General features: G+C 72.6%; 19 protein-coding genes. 9 read left to right on the forward strand and 10 right to left on the reverse strand.

Annotated features, from left to right (window positions below; all coding sequences use genetic code 11):
- The first annotated feature begins 69 nt into the window (after window positions 1-69).
- A complete protein-coding gene (locus QSK10_RS13330; protein WP_285663084.1) occupies window positions 70-984 on the forward strand; it encodes a helix-turn-helix transcriptional regulator in 915 nt (304 codons plus the stop codon).
- Between the two features lies 1 nt (window position 985).
- Here QSK10_RS13330 and QSK10_RS34195 read toward each other — a convergent pair whose 3' ends face one another.
- Both QSK10_RS34195 and QSK10_RS13345 read right to left on the reverse strand, forming a co-directional pair.
- On the reverse strand, window positions 986-2167 hold the full coding sequence (locus QSK10_RS34195; protein ID WP_349497689.1) for a trypsin-like serine protease: 1182 nt from the start codon (window positions 2165-2167) through the stop codon (window positions 986-988).
- Between the two features lie 61 nt (window positions 2168-2228).
- Window positions 2229-4499, reverse strand: coding sequence for a S8 family serine peptidase (locus tag QSK10_RS13345; RefSeq protein ID WP_285663085.1), 2271 nt, complete (start codon window positions 4497-4499; stop codon window positions 2229-2231).
- A gap of 336 nt (window positions 4500-4835) precedes the next feature.
- Here QSK10_RS13345 and QSK10_RS13350 point away from each other — a divergent pair, with 336 nt between their 5' ends.
- Genes QSK10_RS13350 through QSK10_RS13360 form a run of 3 tightly spaced genes read left to right on the forward strand, consistent with a single transcriptional unit; the run spans window position 4836 to window position 7897 of the window.
- Window positions 4836-5852 (forward strand): methyltransferase, encoded by a 1017-nt coding sequence (locus tag QSK10_RS13350; RefSeq protein WP_285663086.1) that lies wholly within the window; start codon window positions 4836-4838, stop codon window positions 5850-5852.
- A 49-nt stretch (window positions 5853-5901) separates the two neighbouring features.
- On the forward strand, window positions 5902-6474 hold the full coding sequence (locus QSK10_RS13355) for a TetR/AcrR family transcriptional regulator (protein WP_285663087.1): 573 nt from the start codon (window positions 5902-5904) through the stop codon (window positions 6472-6474).
- The gene (locus tag QSK10_RS13360; protein ID WP_285663088.1) at window positions 6458-7897 is read left to right on the forward strand and encodes a hypothetical protein; all 1440 of its coding nucleotides are present in this window, start codon (window positions 6458-6460) and stop codon (window positions 7895-7897) included. The genes QSK10_RS13355 and QSK10_RS13360 overlap by 17 nt, the downstream gene beginning before the upstream one ends.
- Here the strand turns inward: QSK10_RS13360 and QSK10_RS13365 are convergent.
- From QSK10_RS13365 to QSK10_RS13380, 4 genes are all read right to left on the reverse strand, one after another.
- Window positions 7851-8630 (reverse strand): enoyl-CoA hydratase/isomerase family protein, encoded by a 780-nt coding sequence (locus QSK10_RS13365; protein ID WP_285663089.1) that lies wholly within the window; start codon window positions 8628-8630, stop codon window positions 7851-7853. The two genes, QSK10_RS13360 and QSK10_RS13365, sit on opposite strands and share 47 nt — an antisense overlap.
- Before the next feature lie 44 nt (window positions 8631-8674).
- The gene (locus tag QSK10_RS13370) at window positions 8675-8899 is read right to left on the reverse strand and encodes a hypothetical protein (protein ID WP_285663090.1); all 225 of its coding nucleotides are present in this window, start codon (window positions 8897-8899) and stop codon (window positions 8675-8677) included.
- A gap of 113 nt (window positions 8900-9012) precedes the next feature.
- The gene (locus tag QSK10_RS13375) at window positions 9013-9459 is read right to left on the reverse strand and encodes a hemerythrin domain-containing protein (protein WP_285663091.1); all 447 of its coding nucleotides are present in this window, start codon (window positions 9457-9459) and stop codon (window positions 9013-9015) included.
- Window positions 9460-9537: 78 nt separating this feature from the next.
- On the reverse strand, window positions 9538-10020 hold the full coding sequence (locus QSK10_RS13380) for an SRPBCC family protein (protein WP_285663092.1): 483 nt from the start codon (window positions 10018-10020) through the stop codon (window positions 9538-9540).
- A 155-nt stretch (window positions 10021-10175) separates the two neighbouring features.
- Here QSK10_RS13380 and QSK10_RS13385 point away from each other — a divergent pair, with 155 nt between their 5' ends.
- Window positions 10176-10505 carry a plasmid stabilization protein gene (locus QSK10_RS13385; RefSeq protein ID WP_285663093.1) on the forward strand — a complete coding sequence of 110 codons (330 nt, stop codon included), beginning with the start codon at window positions 10176-10178 and terminating at the stop codon, window positions 10503-10505.
- 64 nt (window positions 10506-10569) lie between these two features.
- Here the strand turns inward: QSK10_RS13385 and bla are convergent, their stop codons facing one another.
- From bla to QSK10_RS13400, 3 genes are all read right to left on the reverse strand, one after another.
- Window positions 10570-11466 (reverse strand): class A beta-lactamase, encoded by an 897-nt coding sequence (gene bla, locus QSK10_RS13390; RefSeq protein WP_285663094.1) that lies wholly within the window; start codon window positions 11464-11466, stop codon window positions 10570-10572.
- An 84-nt stretch (window positions 11467-11550) separates the two neighbouring features.
- Window positions 11551-12036 carry a Clp protease N-terminal domain-containing protein gene (locus QSK10_RS13395; RefSeq protein ID WP_285663095.1) on the reverse strand — a complete coding sequence of 162 codons (486 nt, stop codon included), beginning with the start codon at window positions 12034-12036 and terminating at the stop codon, window positions 11551-11553.
- 40 nt (window positions 12037-12076) lie between these two features.
- Complete coding sequence (locus QSK10_RS13400) at window positions 12077-12280, reverse strand: RNA polymerase subunit sigma-70 (RefSeq protein ID WP_432705326.1); 204 nt, start codon at window positions 12278-12280, stop codon at window positions 12077-12079.
- Window positions 12281-12350: 70 nt separating this feature from the next.
- Between QSK10_RS13400 and QSK10_RS13405 the strand changes: the two genes are divergently transcribed.
- Window positions 12351-13769 carry an FAD-dependent monooxygenase gene (locus QSK10_RS13405; RefSeq protein ID WP_285663096.1) on the forward strand — a complete coding sequence of 473 codons (1419 nt, stop codon included), beginning with the start codon at window positions 12351-12353 and terminating at the stop codon, window positions 13767-13769.
- Window positions 13770-13862: 93 nt separating this feature from the next.
- A complete protein-coding gene (gene mltG / locus QSK10_RS13410) occupies window positions 13863-14996 on the forward strand; it encodes an endolytic transglycosylase MltG (RefSeq protein ID WP_285663097.1) in 1134 nt (377 codons plus the stop codon).
- A gap of 12 nt (window positions 14997-15008) precedes the next feature.
- Here mltG and QSK10_RS13415 read toward each other — a convergent pair whose 3' ends face one another.
- The gene (locus QSK10_RS13415) at window positions 15009-16328 is read right to left on the reverse strand and encodes an NsdA family TPR-like regulatory protein (protein WP_285663098.1); all 1320 of its coding nucleotides are present in this window, start codon (window positions 16326-16328) and stop codon (window positions 15009-15011) included.
- Window positions 16329-16461: 133 nt separating this feature from the next.
- Between QSK10_RS13415 and QSK10_RS13420 the strand changes: the two genes are divergently transcribed.
- Window positions 16462-18264 (forward strand): 1-deoxy-D-xylulose-5-phosphate synthase, encoded by a 1803-nt coding sequence (locus QSK10_RS13420; protein WP_285663099.1) that lies wholly within the window; start codon window positions 16462-16464, stop codon window positions 18262-18264.
- Window positions 18261-19373 carry a flavodoxin-dependent (E)-4-hydroxy-3-methylbut-2-enyl-diphosphate synthase gene (ispG, locus tag QSK10_RS13425; protein WP_285663100.1) on the forward strand — a complete coding sequence of 371 codons (1113 nt, stop codon included), beginning with the start codon at window positions 18261-18263 and terminating at the stop codon, window positions 19371-19373. Before QSK10_RS13420 ends, ispG begins: the two co-directional genes overlap by 4 nt.
- The last annotated feature ends 4 nt before the right edge of the window (window positions 19374-19377 follow it).

Consider the following 19377-nt stretch of genomic DNA (forward strand, 5'->3'; position numbering starts at 1 on the left):
GGGCGCCTTTCGGAGAGATCACGGGAGGGCGATACTCGAAGATCCCCGAGCAGAATCGTGGAGGCGACCGTGTCCGCGATCCCCGAGACCGATCTCCAGCGGGCCCTGCGGCACGGCCCGTTCCCGGCGGCGCTGCACCTGGCCATCGAGGCGCGCGACATGAGCCTGGAGGCCTTACAGGCGCGCCTGTTCGAGCGCGGCGTCGCGGTCAGCCTGAGCACCCTGAGCTACTGGCGGCGGGGCCGCAGCCGTCCCGAGCGTGACACGTCGCTGAAGGCGGTGACGGCGCTGGAGGAGATCCTGGGCCTGCCGCGCGATTCGCTGGCGGGGCTGCTGGGGCCGCGCCGGGCGCGGGGGCGGTGGCTGGACCGTCCGGCGGGGGCGGTGCCGCTGGCCAAGCTGTGGCGGGATCCGCAGACGCTGGCCGAGATCTACTGCGGGCTGCCCGATGACCGGCTGGAGCGGGTCAGCATCGAAGACGAGTACACGGTGGACGCCGACGGCCGCGCCGAGACCCTGTCGTGCCGGTTGTGCGTTCGGGCCGAGGACGACCGGGTCGCGCGCTGCCTCATCGCCTACTGGGCCGAGGACCGGGAGGGGATGGCGCCGGAGGTGACCGGGACGCGTCACTGCCGCCCGGGGCGGGTCCGCGACGCCGAGGGCTTCACGGTGGTCGAGCTCGTCCTCGACCGGGTACTGGCGCGTGGCGAGACGGCCGTGATCGGCTACTCCCTGCGACTGCCCGCGCAGAAGGACCCGGTCGACGACTTCTCCCGGCGGTTCGTGCGTCCGGTGCGCGAGTACGCGCTGACCGTGGTCTTCGATCAGGCGCGGCTGCCCTCGCGGTGCGTGGGCTATCAGCGCCTGTCGGTCGACGGGCCGGACCGGTGGGCCGAGGAGCTGTGGCCGAGCCGGTCCGGCGCCGCGCAACTGGTCTTCCTGGACACCGCGCCGAGTCTGGTGGGCATCCGCTGGGACTGGTGATTTACGGGGTGAGCGTCCAGGCGTCCAGCCGCCCGGTGTCGAAGGAGTAGACGTCGCGGATCCGCAGCCGCCAGGTGCCGTTGGCGGTCTCGGCGGACAGGTTGACGGTGTAGGTGGTGTCCACGTTGGCCGCGCCGTCGCCGGGCGAGGAGCCCTTGAGCGGGTAGGCGGTGCCGTCGGGGGCGAGGAGGTCGATGACGAGGTCTCCGCGCCAGGTGTGGACGATGTGGACCTCGACCTTGGCGGTGGCGGTGGCCGATCCGGCGCAGCCGGAGACGGTCAGCTCGCCGTTGACGGCCTCGCCCTTGTCGGGGATGGCCACGTCGGTGCCGGAGGTGACCGGTGAGCAGGTGGGTGTGGGCGTCTGGCCGACCTCGTTGATCGCCCAGTCGCCCATGGGCCCGGCGAGTTTGCCGAAGCCGCCGTAGGAGTTGCAGCCGGTGCGCACGAAGGAGGCGACGCCGACGATGACGCCGTTGACCAGCAGTCCGCCGCCGCTGTCGCCCTGGCAGATGCCGTCGTGGCCGTCGGAGTAGCCGGTGCACAGGTGGTACCGCTCGTCGAAGGACGGCAGGAAGCCGCGGCAGCCGGAGGGGTCGACGATGGGGAAGTCGGCCTGTTTGAGTTCGCTGGAGTAGTTCTCGTCGAGGGCGACGCGTCCGTATCCGGCGAAGTGGGTCGTGGTGCCGACGGTGACCAGGCCGGTGTCGGCCGATCCGGCGATGCGCGGGTACCGGTATCCGGCGGGGACGGGGATGTCGCGGTCGACGGTGACCACGGCGACGTCCCAGCCGTTCTGGAAGCTGGTGTAGTTGGGGTGCTTCTTGTACTCCACGACCTCCAGCCAGGTGCCGCCGGTGGCGTCGCCGAAGTTGTCGAGGCCGTACAGGAAGCGCTTCTTGCCCTCGGCGTCGGCGCAGTGCGCGGCGATGACGATCTTGCGGGGGGCGGCGACGCTGCCGGTGCAGGAGGCGCCCTGGGGGCGGGGTCCGCCCTCGCGGGTGCCGACGATGACGTAGGGGTGGGCGGCGACGGTGGCGGGTTTGCCGCCGATGATGCCGGGGGACTGGGCCGGGCTGGTGTACTGCGATTCGGGGGTGACCGCGGTGCCGTCGGCCAGCGCGGTCCCGGCGGGGACGAGCGCGGCCAGCAGTGCACCGGCGGCGACGAGTGCGCGTCTCATGTGGACGGTCCTTTGTGCTGGGTCCGGGGGCGGGAGGGGAGCCCGCCCCCGGTGGGGGTGGTCAGGACAGGACGACGTCGTCGATGGCGGCCGAGGACTGCCCGGTGGTGGTGTGGCGGACGGTGATGGTGTAGCTGTGCCCGGTGGTGACCGTGCCCTGCGCCGGCCACCAGAAGGTGCCGTTGAAGCAGTAGCCGGTGGCCAGGGTCTGCTTCTGGCCGGTGGCGGTGTCGGTCAGTTCCACGACGGTCTGGTCGTTGAACGTGGCGCAGTTGCTCTGGCGGTAGTAGAGCGACAGGGTGCTCTTGCCGGTGGGGACGGTGAAGGTCTGCGAGATCGACGAGGTCCCGCTCGCGCCGCCGAGTTTGGCCGCGTAGGAGCCGGTGCGGCCGGGGCCGGTGACGCCGGTGGTGCCGGTGGGCGTCCAGCCGGTGAGCGTGCCGGTCTCGAAGCCGCCGTTCTGGATGCCGTTGCCGGGCTGGACTCGGGTGACGGTCAGGGTGAAGGTCGCGTCGTGGGTGGCGGAGTCGGCCGATCCGGTGACCTTCACCGAGTAGGTGCCCGCGGCAGTGCTGGACGCGGTGGCCACCGTCAGCCGGGACGTGCCGCCGGCGGTGACCGAGGACGGGTCGAAGGTCGCGGTGACCCCTGTGGGCAGGCCACTGGCGGTCAGCCGCACGGTCTCGGCGGTGCCGGTCACGACCGTGGTCGACACGGTGGAGGTCGTCGACTGTCCCGCCTGGACGGTGCCGGAGGTGGGCGACAGCGAGAGTGAGAAGTCGTTGCCGCCGCCGGGTCCGCCGGTGACGACCAGGCTCAAGGGCGCGTCGTGGGTGGCCGAGGCCGCCCGTCCGGTCACCGTGAGCGGATAGGTGCCCGGCTGCGCGCCCGCCGACGCCGCCAGGCTCAGTTTCGCCGACTCACCGGCGGTCACCGACTCCGGCTGGAACGTGGCGGTGACGCCTGAGGGCAGTCCGCTCGCCGAGAGCGCGACCGATTCGGCCGTGCCGCTGACCAGGGTGGTGGCCACCGAGGCCGAGACGGCCGATCCGGGCGCGACGCTGACCTGGGACGGGGAGACGCCGATGGAGAAGTCGTTGCCGGGCGGCGGGCCGGAGTCGCCGCGCGAGTAGAGCAGTTTGTTGGGTGAGCCGGAGCCGATGTTGCCCTGGAGGACGTCGGGGGTGGAGCCGGTGACGATGAAGTCCTGTACCTGTGCCGGGGTGGCCGAGGGGTGGCCCTGGAGGTAGAGCGCGACCGCGCCGGCCACATGGGGGGACGCCATGGACGTGCCGGTCATGTTGGAGTAGGCGGTGTTGGAGCTGTAGTAGGCGGAGTAGATGTTCTCGCCGGGTGCCCACAGGTCCAGGCAGCTGCCGTAGTTGGAGGTGCCGCTCTTGTTATCGGTCTTGTTGGAGTTGCCGACGTTGATGATGGGCGCGTAGACGCCGCCGGGTCCGAAGGAGCAGCCGTCGCCGCCGTTGTTCCCGGCCGCGGCGACCATCGGGATCCCGGCGTCGTTGACGGCCTTGAGGGCCGCGTCGCCGATGTGGGCGTCGTCGAAGCCCCAGCTCATGTTCACCACGGCGGGCTTGACGGCGTTCTTGGCGATCCAGTTGAGCGCGTCGATGCCGGCGGAGTCGGGTCCGGTGTTGCCGCAGTTCTGGCCGAGCATCCGCACCGAGAACAGGTTGGCCTTCTTGGCCAGCCCGACGGTCTTGCCGGCGATGGTGCCCGAGACGTGTGTGCCGTGCCCGAAGCAGTCCTCGCCGTTGCGGCCGTCGTTGATGAAGTCGGCGCCGAGCTTGGCGCGTCCCTCGAACTCCTGGTGGGTGTACTTGATGCCGGTGTCGGTGACGTAGACGTTCACCCCGGCGGAGGTGTTGTTGTAGATGTACTTGCTGTCGAGGGGCAGCTTGCGCTGGTCCACGCGGTCCAGGCCGTAGCTGGGGGGATTGGCCTGCTCGTCGAAGGCGACGGCCGTGCCCGACTGCCGCACCTGCCGCACCGACGGGTCGGCGGCCAGCCGCCGTGCCTGTGTCTCGTCCATGCCGGTGACGGAGAAGCCGTGGACGGCGGTGTCCCACACCGACCGCAGGCTCCCGCCGTAGCGGTCCACAAGGGACGCCGAGGCCGCGGCGATCGCGGTTGACGAGAGGGACGCGCGCGACTCGTCGAAGAAGACGACGTAGTGGCCCGCGATGGGCCGTGAGGCCGCGTGGATCACGTCGCCCTCGGGAGCCGCCGCGCCCGCGGTTCCCGAGGCCGTGATCGCGGTGACCGCGGCGAGCAGCCCGGTGAGCAGCCCGCGTCTGAGTAAGGATGAACGCACCTGGTCCTCCTGAAAAAAGGGGGGTCTTGAGGGGTGCGGCCACGATAGGAGCGCTCCCGCGCGGCGAGGAAGGTGCTTTCAAGCGGGGGAGCGCGGGGGTGTGGCAAAACTGTGTAAAGGAGTGAAGGCCCGGCGGTCACCGGCCCCGGGCCGCGGCCCGGCGATGACGTGCGCCAGAACCGCGCGTTCGGCCGCGTTGAGGCGGCGCGGCGGGTCATCCGCGAGTGTCATGTACTCAGGGTAATCATGCGATCGCTTAGAGTGACGACACAGTGGACATCGCCGCCCCCCGGGTATGTCCATCCGAACCCGCCGCTCACCCGAAGGGGCCCCCGCATGTCCAGCGCCACCGCGTCCGCGCTCCCGCTCATGGCCCTCGCCACCGGCTTCTGGTCCTTCAAGACCCTCGCCGCCGCCCATGAGCTCGATCTCTTCACCCGCTTCACCGACGGCGGCTGCACCGCCGGTGAGCTCGCCGCCGGGCTGGGCATCGCCGAGCGGCCCGCCGAGATGCTGCTCACCGGCTGCGCCTCGCTCGGGCTGCTGGAACTCCACGACGGCCGCTATGTGAACTCCCCGCTGGCCGCCGAGTACCTGGTGCGGGGTCGCCCGTACTACTTCGGCGGCGTCGTGGAGATGTTCGACCGCCGCCTCTATCCGGCCTGGGGTGAGCTGACGCGCGCCATCCGCACCAACGCGCCGACGAGCTGGGAGCCGTCCCGGCAGCGGCATCTCTTCGACGGCCTCGATCCGCTGATGCTGGAGACGTTCTGGGCGGGCATGCACTCGCTGTCGTCCGTCACCGCCCGGACCCTGGCCGACGTGCTCGCGGCCGACCCGCCCGTCCGGCTGCTCGACGTCGGCGGCGGCTCGGGCGCCTACGCGATCGAGCTGTGCCGCCGCTTCCCGGAGCTGCGGGCCACGGTCTACGACCTGCCCGAGGTGTGCGCCATCGCCGCGGAGAACGCCGCCGGGATCGACCGGATCACCACCGTGCCCGGCGACTTCCTCGCGCCGCGGCCGCCGCTGCCCGGCGGGCACGACACCGTCCTGCTGTCGATGATCCTGCACGACTGGGACGAGCCGACCTGCCGCCGGATCCTGCGCGCCTGCCACGACGCGCTCGCCTCCGGCGGGCGGCTGCTGATCTGCGAGCTGCTCGTCGACGACGACAAGACCGGCCCGGCCCCGGCGGCGCTGATGAGCCTGAACATGCTGGTGGAGACCGGCGGCCGCAACTACACCGCCGCCGAGTACATCGCGTGGCTGATCGCGACCGGCTTCACCGGCGCCCACGTCGTGCCGCTGGACGCCCCTGGTGCCAACGGGGTGATCGTGGCGCGCAAGGCCTGAATGCCGTGCCGGTCTACACCGTATACCGCTCTGGTGTACGGTGTAGACCATGACCACCCCCACCGCCGCCCGCATCACCGCGGCGGCGCTCGCGATCCTCACCGACGAGGGCTCCGACGCGGTCTCCATGCGCCGGGTCGCCACCGCCGCCGGGATCACCCCCATGGCGATCTACAAGCACTTCCCGGACCGCCTGGCGCTGCTGCGCACCGTCGCCGACAGCGCCTTCGCCGAGATCGGCGCGACCTGGGGGCGGCGCGGCGAGGACTTCCCCGGCCGCTTCGAGGGGCTCCTGGACGACTTCCTCGACTTCGCCCTCGGCAGCCCGCACCTCTACACCTTCCTCATCACCGACCGCCGCGAACCGGTCCGCCGCTTCCCCGAGGACTTCGCCGAACGGCGCTCACCGCTCTACCGGCACGTCCTCGACCTGGCCGAGGAGGCGATGGACGCCGGATTCCTGCGCCGCGACGACCCCCTGGAGGTCTCACTGGCCTTCACCTCGGCCTCGCAGGGCCTCGTCCAGCTCTACCTCGGCGGCCGCATCGGCCTGTCCGAGCCCGACTTCCGCGGCCTGTGCCGCCGAACCACCTGGAGGATCCTTCATGGCCTGGAAGCCTGAACCGCGCCGGATCGTCCCGCCGTTAACCGCGCTCGCCGTCTCGGCCGCCCTGTTCTACCTCGGCACCGGCTTCACCCCGATCGGCCTCCTGGCCTGGCTGGCGCCACTGCCGGTGCTGCTGGTCGCCCCCAGGGTGCGCGGGCTCACCGCCACCGCGATCGCCTTCGCCGCCTGGTTCCTCGGCTCGGCCAACTCCTGGGGCTACTACCTCGACTCCTTCGACGTGCCCCTCCCGATCGCGATCCCCATCGTCGTCGGCCAGGCGGTCCTGTTCGCCGGAGGCGTCGCGCTCTACCGGGCGCTGCTGACCGCCGGACGGCCGCTGCCCGCCGCGCTGGCCCCGCCCGCGCTGTGGGCGGGCGCGATCTTCCTCATCGGCATGGCCAGCCCCGTCGGCGTCATCGGCCCGCTGGCCACCTCGCAGGCCGACATCCCCGTCGTGCTGCGCCTGGCGTCCCTGACCGGCGGCACCGGCATCGAGTTCCTCGTGCTGTTCATCCCCTGCGGACTGGCCGCCGCGCTCACCGTCCGCAAGGGACGCGCGCTCACCGCCATCGTCACCGCCGCCGTGCTCGCCGCCGCCCTCGGCTACGGCCTCGCCCGGCCCCTCGCCGGTGCGGGCCCCGGACGCACCGTCGCGCTCGTCGCCCGCGACCACTCGCCGTGGGCGCCCGACGTCACCACACCCGAGGGACGCGAGATACTCGCCGCCTACACCGAGCGCATCGCCGCGCTACCCGACGACGTCGACCTCGCCGTGGTTCCCGAGGGCGCCTTCACCGTCCACGCCCCGGACCTGCCCGCGCTCACCGAACCCCTGCGCGCCACCGGCGTCGACGTCGCCATCGGCGTCATCTACTACGAGAACGACCGCAAATACAACACGACCCTGGCCGTCCCCGCCGACGGCGGCCCACCCGCGATGTACCGCATGTGGCACGCCAACCCCAGCGGCGGACTCACCGCCGGCACCGACCTGGTCATGCTCCCCGGCACCGGCGACGTCGCGCTCGGCATGTGCCGCGACGTGAACTTCCCCGACCCCGCCGGCGCGTACGCCGACGCCGGGGCCAAGAGCATCGTCCTGCCCGGCCGCGACGGCGACTCCAACGGACGCCAGCACGCCATCGCCGCCGTCATCCGCGGCGTCGAGCACGGCATGTCGGTGGCCTGGTCGGCCGATCAGGGCGTGGTCCTGCTCGCCGACGCCCACGGGCGGATCCTCGCCGAGGGCCCCACCGACGGCACCGGCTTCACCATCGTCTCGGCCGTGCTCCCCGACGGGCCCGGCGCCACCCCCTACACCCGGCTCGGCGACTGGTTCGGCTGGACGAGCGCGGCCCTCGCGCTCGCCCTGCTCGTCGCGCCGCGGTGGCTCACTCGCCGGAGAACACCGGGTTCCGCCGCTCCAGGCTCGCCGTGATGCCCTCCTGAGCGTCCCGGGTCGCCCACAGCCACTTCTGCTCGGCCAGCTCGTGGTCGAGGGCGGCCCGGACCCGCTCGGCGAGGTCGGCGCGCAGCGTCGCCCGGATCGAGCGCACCGCCAGCGGCGCCGCCGCCGCGATCGAGCGCGCCCAGGCCAGCGCGGCCTCGCGCTGCCCGCCGGGCTCGGTGAGCCGGTCGGCGAGCCCGATGCGGTGGGCCTCCTCGCCGGTGACGCGGCGTCCGGTCAGCAGCATGTCGGCGGCGACCTGCCGTCCGACGATGTCGGGCAGTGTCACGCTCAGCGCGAAGCCCTGGTGGAAGCCCAGGCGCGCGAAGTTGGCCACGAACCGGGTGGCGGCGTCGGCGACGCGGAAGTCGGCCGCGCAGGCCAGCCCGAGTCCGCCGCCGACGGCCGAGCCCTGCACGGCGGCGATGATCGGCGTCTTGACCTCGAAGAGCTGCACCGCGCGCCGGTAGAGGCGGTCGGCGACCGCGACGCGGTCCCCGGCGAAGGCGCCGCCGTCGCCGAAGTCGGCCCCGGCGCAGAAGTGCTTGCCCTGCGAGGCCAGCACCAGCGCCCGGCAGCGGGGGTCGGCGTCCAGCTCGAAGGCGGCGTCGACGATCTCCCCGATGAGCTGCTCGTCGAAGTGGTTGGCCGGTGGGCGCTGCATCTCCAGCAGCCCGACACCGTCCTCGACCACGACCGACACATCACGTCCGCGTTCTGTCACGGGCGACACGATGCCACGCGCCGCCACGGCGGTGACGAGGAGGTCTACTCCTTGATCGCGGCCAGCGCTGCGGCGAGGACATCGCCGGGCTCCTCGGGCATCGCCGCGCGGTTGCCGGGCGTCCACGTCCACTCCGGGGACGAGGACTCGCAGCCGGTGACCACGGCCAGCTTCAGCGGGTAGCCCAGTGAGCCGATCCGGTAGAGCTCGATCCCGCCGGGCACGGGACGGACCTCGTATTCGTTGAGGCGCAAGCGAAAGCGGGTCATGACGGTCACTCTAGCGATTCCGGTGGCGGACCGGGGCGCATCGAGTTCCGTCACCGTGCCGTCGCGGCCGGACCGGCGGGCGTCGGCTCGCGGGCGGGTGAGCCCGTTTCGGCTCAGGCGGTGTAGCCGTGCCCGGCCAGTTCTGTGGCCCGGCGCTGCTCGAAGGCGTCCCCGGCGGCGTCGAGGAGCGCGGCGGGGGTGGCCTCGGCGAGGGCGCGCAGGATGCCGTCCTCCTCCTCGCGGACGTGGTGGCTCACCGCGTCGACGAGGTCCTGGCAGGCGCGGTCGAAGCCGTTGGTGCCGAGGGCCTTTTCGGCGGCGGCCAGTTTCTCCTCGGCCTCGCGGTGCTCGGCGACGCCGTGGTGGACGGCGGGTTTCTCACCGGGCTCCTCGCGCACCAGTAGCGGGTAGACGTGTTCTTCCTCGGCGACGCTGTGGGCGAGGAGGCGGGCCTTGATCTCGGCGAGGACCTCGGCGGGCTCGCCCTCGCCCTTCTGGAGGCGGCCGAAGAGGGCCTCCAGGACGCGGTGGTCGGCGGTGATGGCGGTGACGGCGTTCATGGGTTTCTCTTTTCCGGGTGGGACGGCAAGGGGCCCCGGAGGGCGTGTCGCGGCCGCTCCGGGGGTCGTCGGAAGTGTCTAGAGGACGGGCGGAGCGGACTGGGTGGGCGGATCGATCCTGCTGCGCCGCTCGCCGGTGGCGGGCCCGTGCGTCTCGATGAACTCCTTGAAGCGCTTGAGGTCGCCGTGGATGCGGGCGCCGATGATGCCCGAGGCGGCCGCGAGTGTCTCGGCCGGGCCCTCGGTCTCCAGTTCCAGCTGGAGGTGGACGCGAGTGCGGGTCTCGTCGAGGCGCTGGAAGGTGACCACGCCGGCCTGCCGGACGCCGTCTATGGCGTGCCAGGCGATGCGCTCGTCGGGGCGCTGCTCGGCGATCTCGGCGTCGAACTCGCGGGTCACGCCGCCGATACTGGTGCGCCAGTGGGTGAGCCGGTCGCCGGTGCGGCGGACCTCGTCGACGCCCTCCATGAACTCCGGGAAGGACTCGAACTGCGTCCACTGCGCGTAGGCGGTGGGAACGGGGACCTCGACGTCGACGGACTTCTGATAGGTCTTCTGCATGTTCGTGCCTCCAAGGGTCTCGCAACGTGTGCGGTTACCGGATACCCCGGGCATGTGCGAAAAAACCAGACTTTCGGGGCGTTTCATCGACCTCGGTTCGGGTATGCCACCCGTGCGCCCCGTCTATGGCGCCCACTGCGAGGAAGGAAGTCGTCATGCCGAAGGAGTGGACGAAGAAGGACGAACGCAAATACGGGCACATCCGCGACAGCGAGCTGGAGGCGGGCCGTTCCGAGGGCCGCGCGGAGGAGATCGCCGCCCGCACGGTCAACAAGGACCGGGCCCGGGCGGGCCGGACGAGGACCGCGAGTCGTTCCTCGACCGGTGACATCTCCTCATCACGGCGCGGTGGACTGCGCTCGCACTCCGGGCCGGGCGGGCGCACGAAGGAGCAGTTGTACAACGAGGCGAGGCAGCGTGGGATCAAGGGCCGCTCGACGATGTCCAAGGCCGAGCTGCTGCGCGCGCTCGGGGGAGCGGACTGAGTCCCCCGGCCGGCGTCCACGAGGCCGGTGCGGCCCCACCCGGGACCGCACCGGTTCCGGCGTCTCAGCCGCCGGTGAGGCGCTCGGCTGCGTACCGGGCGGCCTCGGCCAGCAGGGCCTGGTCGTAGGGGGCGTCCTGGGTGTCCTTGCTGGACATGATCCCGATGAGCAGTGGCGCGCCGGAGGGCGGCCAGGCGACGGCGAAGTCGTTGAGGGTGCCGTAGTCGCCGGTGCCGGTCTTGTCGGCGACGACCCAGTCCTTCGGCAGGCCCGCGCGGATGCGGGCGTCTCCGGTCAGGTTGCGTTTGAGCAGGTCGACGAGGAAGTCGCGCTTCTCGGCCGGGAGGGCCTCGCCGAGCACGATCCTCTGGAAGTCGCCGCCATAGGCCCTGGGGGACGTGGTGTCGCGCGGGTCGCCGGGGGTGGCCTCGGTGATGTCGGGCTCGACGCGGTCCATGCGGGTGACGTCGTCGCCGAGGCTCCGGGCGTAGGCGGTGAGCTCGCCGGGGCCGCCGAGGTCGCGGATGAGGAGGTTGCCGGCCGTCCCGTCGCTGTAGCGGATGGCGGCGTCGCACAGGTCGCGGATGGTCATGCCGGTCGCCACGTTCTTGGAGGTGATCGGCGAGTTCTTCATCAGGTCGGCCCGGGTGTAGGTGACCAGGGTGTCCAGATGGGACATGGGATTGCGGGTGAGGACGGCCGCGGCGGCGAGGGCCTTGAAGGTGGAGCAGAAGGCGAAGCGCTCGTCGGCGCGGTGGGCGATGGTGGCGCCGGTGCCGGTGTTGACGGCGTAGACGCCGAGGCGGGCGCCGAAGCGCTGTTCCAGCGCGGTGAGGCCCTCGTCGGGCGCGGGTGCCGAGGCGGACGGTGAGGGCCCGGCCGCGGCGGGTTCCTCGGTCGTGCCGCAGGCCGCCAGTGGCAGGAGGGCCGCTCCAAGGATCGCGCGCCGGGAGAGAGTCATGCTCGTCCTTTCCGTCGGTGAACGGTACAGACGCTCAGTTCTACCTCACGGTGCACCAAAAGGGACGGTCAGGTGATCTTGGCCTCAGCGGGTCAGGCGGGCGAGGGTCTCCTCGCGGTCGACGCCGAGGCGCTCGAAGAGGTCGGCGACGGGGTCGGGGTGCGGCTGCTCCAGGAGCGCCACCAGGAGGCTGGCGGCGATGCGCTCCTTGCGGTCCTTGAGCGTGGTGGAGCGCACGGCGGTCTTGACGGCCGCGCGTGCGCTGGTGGTCAGGGCGGTGCCGGGGACGGCCGGGTGGCGGCGCGGGCGGGCGGCGACCGGCGCGGGGTCGATGTCGAGGCCGATGGCGCGCAGGGCGGCGGCGTCCATGTCGGACAGTGCCGCGCGGGCCGCGGCCAGGTCGATCCCGGGCAGCAGGCCGGTGACGGCCGGGCGGGTGGGACGGTCGGCGGCGGCGAGGATGCCGAGCAGCAGGTGCTCGGTGCCGATGCGCCGGTCGCCGCGGCGCCGGGACTCCTCGGCCGAGGCCTTCACGATCACCGCGAACGGGTTCTTCTCCGTACCGAACATGGACGTCCTCACTTTCCAACTGCGTCACTTTCCGGCTGTGCTATTTGCCGTACTTGGCGTGCACCGACTGGCGGGACATGCCCAGCGCGTCGCCGATCTGCTCCCAGGTCCACCCCCTCTCGCGGGCGGCGGCCACCGAGGCGGCCTCGACCTGCTCGGCGAGGCGGTGCAGGGCGCCGACGGCGCGGAGCCCGAGGGCGGGGTCGGCCGAGCGGATCCGTTCGGCGAGGTCGTTCATCTCCACGGGGCCAGTCTAGCCCCGCCGTGTCAGTCTAGATTGACAAACTCGCGGCTGTCAATCTAGCCTGACAAACATGGAAGACGTGGTGATCATCGGAGCGGGGCCCGTCGGGCTCATGCTCGCCTGTGAACTGGGGGCGGCCGGAGTCGTCCCGATCGTGCTCGACCGGCGGACCGAGCCGGGCGATACGCCGAAGGCCAACGGCATCGGCGGGCACATCATCGATCTGCTGGAACTGCGCGGCCTGCTCGACCGGCTCGGCGAGGGCAGCGCCTTCCTCGGCGTCCCGGTGGGCTTCCCGTTCGGCTCGGTCCCCCTGCGCTTCGCCGGGCTGGACGGGATCCCGCTGCGGATGCTGCTGATCCAGCAGCCGCTGTTGGAGGAGCGGCTGCGGGAGCGGGCCGCCGAGCTGGGCGTCGAGGTCCGCTGGGGCCAGCACGTGACCGGCGTCGGCCAGGATGCCGAGGGCGTCACCGTCACCGGGGACGGCTTCGGCCTGCGCGCTCGCCACGCCGTCGGCTGCGACGGCGGGAGCGGCCGCGTGCGCGCCATGGCCGGGATCGGCTTCCCCGGCACCACCGACGACGAGGTCGTGTGGCTCGGCCACTTCGCGGCCCCCGACACCGGGATCTTCGCCGACGGCCCGGACCTGGCGCCGGGCTGGAACCGGACCCCGGCCGGGCGCGTCCTGGCCACCTCCCTCAAGCCCGGCGTGCTCGTCGTCGGCGTCCGGGAGAAGGGCGAGCGGCCCACCGGCCCGGTGACCGAAACCGACTTCCGGGCGGCCCTGGACCGGGTGCTGGGACGCGACCTGCCGCTGGGCGAGCCGATCTGGCTCTCGGCGACGGTCTCCCAGGCGCGGCTGGCCGAGCGCTACCGCGCCGGGCGCGTCTTCCTCGCCGGGGACGCCGCGCACCTCTTCCCGGCCGGCGGCTCGGCGCTCAATGTCGGCATGGGCGACGCGGTCAACCTCGGCTGGAAGCTCGCCGCCGCCCTGCGCGGCGGACCCGACCTGCTGGACACCTACGGCACCGAGCGGCGCGCCGTCGCCGCGCGGGCCCTGGCCCAGACCCGCGCCCAGGCCGCCCTCGAACGCGCCGAGGGGGCCGAAGGGGAGGCCCTGCGCGGGATGCTGGCCGAGCTCTTCGCCCACGCCGACACCGCCCGCCACATGGCGGCGACCCTGCACGGCGGCGACGTCCGCTACGACACGTGGTCACCGCATCCGCTGGCCGGGCTGCCCCTTCCGGACCTGCCGATCACCACGGCCGACGGGCGCAAGGGCACCGCCGGGCTGCTGTCCGAGGCGCGCCCGCTGGTGCTCGACTTCGGCGGCGCCGCCGGGTTCTCCAGCGACACCGTCGCGGTGGTGCGCGCCGACTGCGAGAACCCGCCCGCCGACGCCCTGCTGATTCGCCCCGACGGCTACGTGGCCTGGGCGGGCGGCGAGGGCCTGGCCGAGGCCGCCGGACGCTTGTTCGGGCACCGCTAGCCGAATCCGCGCCCGGCAAGGGGCAACGCGCGGCGGCGGTCACCTCGTCCATAAGGGTGTCCGCCGCCGCCGAGCTCGAATCAGGATCCCCTCGTGTCCGACAGATCCGCACGCCAGCCGGGCCAGCGCCGCCCGCGCAGCCACCGCCGCAAGACCCGCAAGGGCCGCCTCATCGCCGTCCTGGGCGTGGTGAGCGTGCTGGCGCTGGTCGCGGCCTGGGCCGGCTACACGCGCTTCAGCGGCCCGGAGGACTTCGAGGGCGAGGGCTCCGGCGACGTCCTGGTCACCGTCGAAGAGGGATCCCTGCTCAGCGCCATCGGCAAGGCCCTGCACACCGCCGGGGTCGTCGCCAGCACCGAGGCCTTCGTGGCGGCCACCATGAACGAGCCGCGCGCGGCCTCCATCGGCCCCGGCGTCTACAAGATGCGCAAGGGCATGTCGGCCAAGGCCGCCCTCACCCTCATGCTCGACCCCGCCACCCGCGTGGTCGACGGCTTCACCGTCAAGGAGGGCTGGCAGACCTTCCGCATTTACGCCGAACTCAACAAGGCCTTCAAGATCCCCGTCAAGGACTTCGAGGAAGCGGCGAAGGACACCAAGGCCCTCGGGATCGACGCGTCCTGGTACAAGCGCGACGACGGCGAGGAACCCGCCAAGGGCCTGGAGGGCTTCCTGTTCCCGGCGACCTACGAGATCGACGCCAGCATGAACGCCACCGAGATCCTCAAGACCATGGTCGCCAAGTTCATGGCCGTCGCCGAGACCGACAAGCTGCGCGCGCTCGCCGACGAGCACCACGTGACCCCCTACGAGGCCCTGATCATCGCCTCGATCATCCAGGGCGAGGGCATCGAGAAGGACTTCGGGAAGATCTCCAGGGTCGTGTGGAACCGCCTCGACCCCGACCAGTGGGACCCGCCGCTGCTGAACATGGACTCCACCACCAACTACTGGCGCGAACTCAACGGCGAGGAGCGCAAGGACGCCCTCACCGACGCCGAGAACCACGACCCCGACAACCCGTACCAGACCTACGGCAACAGGGGCCTGCCGCCAGGCCCGATCGGGAACCCCGGCAAGGCCGCCCTCGACGCCGCCTTCGCGCCCGTGGACGGCAAGTGGCTGTACTTCGTGAAGATCGACAAGGAGGGCAACTCCGCCTTCGCGGTGACCGAGGCCGAGCACCAGGAGAACGTGCAGAAGGCCATCGCCAACGGCGCCTACTGACACCACACAGATCTAGCGCCGTCGCTCGCCGGCCATCCGGCGCAGCAGCGCCCGCGCGCCCGGGTCGTTGGGATGGCTGCGCAGGCTCGCGCGGACCTGGGCGAGGGCGGCGTCCACGCGGCGGGAGTCGATGTGGGGGGCCTCCTCCATGAACGTGTTCCAGGCCTCCACGGCGCTGCCCAGGTGCCCCTGCGACAGGTGCAGGCCGCCGAGGCGGGCCAGGCTGAGCACGCGTGCGCGTCGCTCGATGGGCGGGCGCCGCAGGATGGAGGCGCGCAGCGCGGTGGTGGCCGCGCGGGGCTCGCCGAGGTGGCCGCGCACGAGCGCCTCGGTGTGGGCCAGGGCGGCCCGGTGGTAGTTGCCGATGGCGCGGCGGGCGTCGGGGCGGCCGTCGAGGGCCCGCTCGCAGGCCCGTAGCGCCGCCATCGCGGCGCGCGGCCCGGCGACCCCGGCGGCGGTGACGGCCAGTTGCGCCATCAAGAACGCCCGGTCGGTGCCGTCCACGCCCGGCCCTGCCAGCGCCACGGCCGACTCGGCCAGGTCGTGGGCGAGCGCGTGGTGTCCCAGGTCGTGGGCCTGGACCGACATCTGCCGGAGGCTGAAGGCGTGCAGGCGGACGTCGCCGGCGTCGGCGGCCAGGCCGCGGGCGATGAGGTAGTAGCGCTGGGCCTCGGCGTGGCGGCGGACGTCGAAGGAGGCGAAGCCGCACAGGTAGGCGATGCGCCCGGCGATCAGCTGGGCGCTTGCGCGTCTCTTGGCGCTGCCAGGCGCGGTGAGCATCGGTTTGACGTGGGTGGCGAGGTAGCCGGTGGCGGCCTGGCGGATGTGGCCGCCGCCGCGGGCGACGTCGGCCTCGGAGAGCACGGTGAGCATGTGCTCGGCGGCGCGGATGCGGCAGGCGTCCAGGCGCGGACCGTCGTCCACTGGGGACGGTAGGGGCGCGCGGCGGGTGGTGGCCACGGCGGCGGCCACGGCCACGCTGTACACGTCGGAGCCGGGTCCGCGGCCGCCCAGGTCGTGGACGTGGTCGAGCTGGCCGAGCACGCCCGCCTCCCACCACGGTGGCGTGGCGTCCTCGGGTTCGGCCAGGCCGAGGTCGGCGGCGGTGATCGCGCGGTGGAGGCGGCGGGCGAGGATCTCGGCCATCAGCCGTGGGGCGGGTGGGCTGGGGCGGCGTCCGGCCAGCCAGTGGGAGACCGAGGTGCGGTCGAAGCGGGTGGGCAGGCCGTTCTCGGCGGCGCAGTCGCTGAGGGCGCGGGCGAAGGCGGAGCCGGTCCAGCGCGCCTCATGGAGCAGCGCGCGCAGGCGGGGGTTCGGCATACGACTCGTCATCGGGCGACTCCCATCCGTTCTGAAGCGCGCAACACACTTGCTCAACGCAACAACACGGCCCCGGATGCGGGTGCCGGGCCGGAATTCACCCGGCTTTCCTGATTCCGGAACGACTTCCGGATCGCCCGAGCCGATGTGGAGTGATGAATCGATGGATGTGCCCGGTGATGCGACCCGGTTGCGCGACATGAGCACAGAGGAGGCCCACCGGTTCGCCGGGCGCCTGCGCGAGTTCCTCATCGACGGGGTGTGCGCCACCGGCGGGCACCTCGGTCCCAACCTCGGGGTGGTCGAGCTGACCATCGCGCTCCACCGGGTCTTCGACTCACCGGCCGACACGCTGCTCTTCGACACCGGGCATCAGGCCTACGTCCACAAGATCCTCACCGGCCGGGCCGCCGGTTTCGCCCGGCTGCGGCAGACCGGTGGCCTGTCGGGCTATCCGTCGCGGCGGGAGTCGCCGCACGACCACATCGAGAACTCGCACGCCTCGACCGCCCTGTCCTATGCCGACGGTATCGCCAAGGGCCGCCACCTGCGGGGTGAGTCCGGGCGCGCGGTCGTCGCCGTCATCGGCGATGGCGCCCTCACCGGCGGCATGGCCTGGGAGGCGCTGAACAACATCGCCGCCGCGCCTTCGCGGCCGGTGATCGTGGTCCTCAATGACAATGGGCGCTCCTACGCCCCCACCGTGGGTGGTCTCGCCGAGCATCTGGCGGCCCTGGGCGAGGGCGCGTCCGGGAACGTCTTCGCCGACCTCGGCCTGGCCTATCTCGGACCCGTCGACGGCCACGACATCGCCGCCTGCGAGGACGCCCTGCGCGCCGCGCGCGACCTGGCCCGGCCCGTCGTCGTCCACTGCCGCACCGAGAAGGGACGCGGCTACGCCCCCGCCCGCGGTGACGACGCCGAGCTGATGCACGCCGTCGGCGTCCTCGATCCCGCCACCGGCACGGGTCTGCCCGCCGCGCCCACCTGGACCGACGTGTTCGCCGAGGAGCTGGTCGCGCTCGGTGAGGCGCGGGAGGACATCGTGGCGATCACCGCGGCGATGCCCGGCCCGACCGGGACCGCGCTCTTCGGCGCGCGCTTCCCCGGGCGCTTCTTCGACGTCGGCATCGCCGAGCAGCACGCGGTGACGTCGGCGGCCGGGCTGGCCATGGCCGGGCTGCACCCGGTGGTGGCGATCTACTCGACCTTCCTCAGCCGCGCCTTCGACCAGGTGCTCATGGACGTCGCCCTGCACCGCCTGCCGGTCACCTTCGTCCTCGACCGGGCCGGGATCACCGGGCCCGACGGGCCCAGCCACCACGGCATGTGGGACCCGGCGCTGCTGGCCTGCGTCCCGGGCCTGCGCCTGGCCGCGCCCCGTGACGCCACCCGCCTGCGTGAGCTGCTGCGCGAGGCCGCCGCGATCGGCGACGGGCCCACCGCCCTGCGCTTCCCCAAGGCCGCCGCCGGGGCCGACGTGCCCGCCGTGGCGCGCATTGGCGAGCTCGACGTGCTTCACAGGGGACGGCGGATGCCCCTGGACGTGCTCATCGTCTCCTACGGTGCGCTCGCGCCGGTCTGCCTGGCCGCCGCGGCGATCCTGGAGGCGCGCGGCATCGGCGTCACCGTCGTCGATCCCCGCTGGTCGCTGCCCGTCGACCCGGGTCTCGCCGGTCTCGCCGCCCGCCACCGCTACGCCGTGACCGTCACCGACGCCAGCCGCGCCGGGGGACCGGGTGGCGCGCTGGCGCGGGCTTGTGCGGACGCGGCGGTGCGCACGCCCGTCCGTGAGCTCGGGCTGCCGGGCGCCTTCATCGAGCACGGGCCGCGTCCGGAGCTGCTGGCCGGGGCCGGGCTGTCGGCGGAGGCGATCGCCTCGCGGGTGCTCGCCGACCTCGACACCGGGATCGAGCCGGTGCGGGCCGGGGACGGGGTGTCGGCGTGAACCCGATTCCGGTACCGGCGCGGGGTGCGCTGCGCCCGCGTCGCCGCAGCCGCCGTCTGATGGTCGGTGACGTCGCCGTGGGAGGTGACGCGCCGGTCTCGGTGCAGTCGATGACGACGACGCCGACAGCCGACGTCGACGCCACGCTGCGGCAGATCGCCGAGCTGACCGCCGCCGGCTGCGACATCGTCCGGGTGGCGGTGCCGTCGCAGGACGACGCCGACGCGCTGCCGCGCATCACCGCGCGCTCGAACCTGCCGGTGGTCGCCGACATCCACTTCCAGCCCCGCTACGTCTTCGCCGCCATCGACGCCGGATGCGCGGCGGTGCGGGTCAATCCGGGCAACATTAAGCGCTTCGACGACAAGATCGGTGAGATCGCCCGGGCCGCGGCCGACGCGCGCGTCCCGATTCGCATCGGCGTCAACGCCGGGTCCCTCGATCCGCGGCTGCTGGCCAAGCACGGCGGGGTGACGCCGGAGGCCCTGGTGGAGTCGGCGCTGTGGGAGTGCTCGCTGTTCGAGGAGCACGGTTACGGCGATCTCAAGATCGCCGTCAAGCATCACGACCCGCTCGTGGTCATCGCGGCCAACCGGCTGCTGGCCGAGCTGTGCGACTACCCGCTGCACCTCGGCGTCACCGAGGCCGGGCCCGCCTTCCAGGGCTCCATCAAGTCGGCGGTGGCGATGGGGATCCTGCTGGGGGAGGGCATCGGCGACACCATCCGGGTCTCGCTGTCGGCCGATCCCGTCGAGCAGGTCAAGGCCGGGATCCAGATCCTGGCGTCGCTGGGGCTGCGGCCCAGGAGGCTGGAGATCGTCTCGTGCCCCGGTTGCGGGCGCCTTCAGGTCGACATCCACCGGCTGGCCGCGCAGGTCGAGGCCGCCTTCGACGGATTCCCGGAACCGCTGCGCGTGGCGGTCATGGGCTGCGTGGTCAACGGGCCCGGCGAGGCCAGGGAGGCCGACCTGGGGGTGTCCTCGGGCAACGGCAAGGGCCAGATCTTCGTCCGCGGCGAGGTCGTCAAGACCGTCCCCGAGGAGCTGATCGTGGAAACGCTGCTGGAGGAGGCGATGCGGCTCACCGGCGTCGATCCCGAAGAGCTCTAGAAGA

This window comes from Actinorhabdospora filicis (assembly GCF_030269765.1).
Classification (GTDB): domain Bacteria; phylum Actinomycetota; class Actinomycetes; order Mycobacteriales; family Micromonosporaceae; genus Actinorhabdospora; species Actinorhabdospora filicis.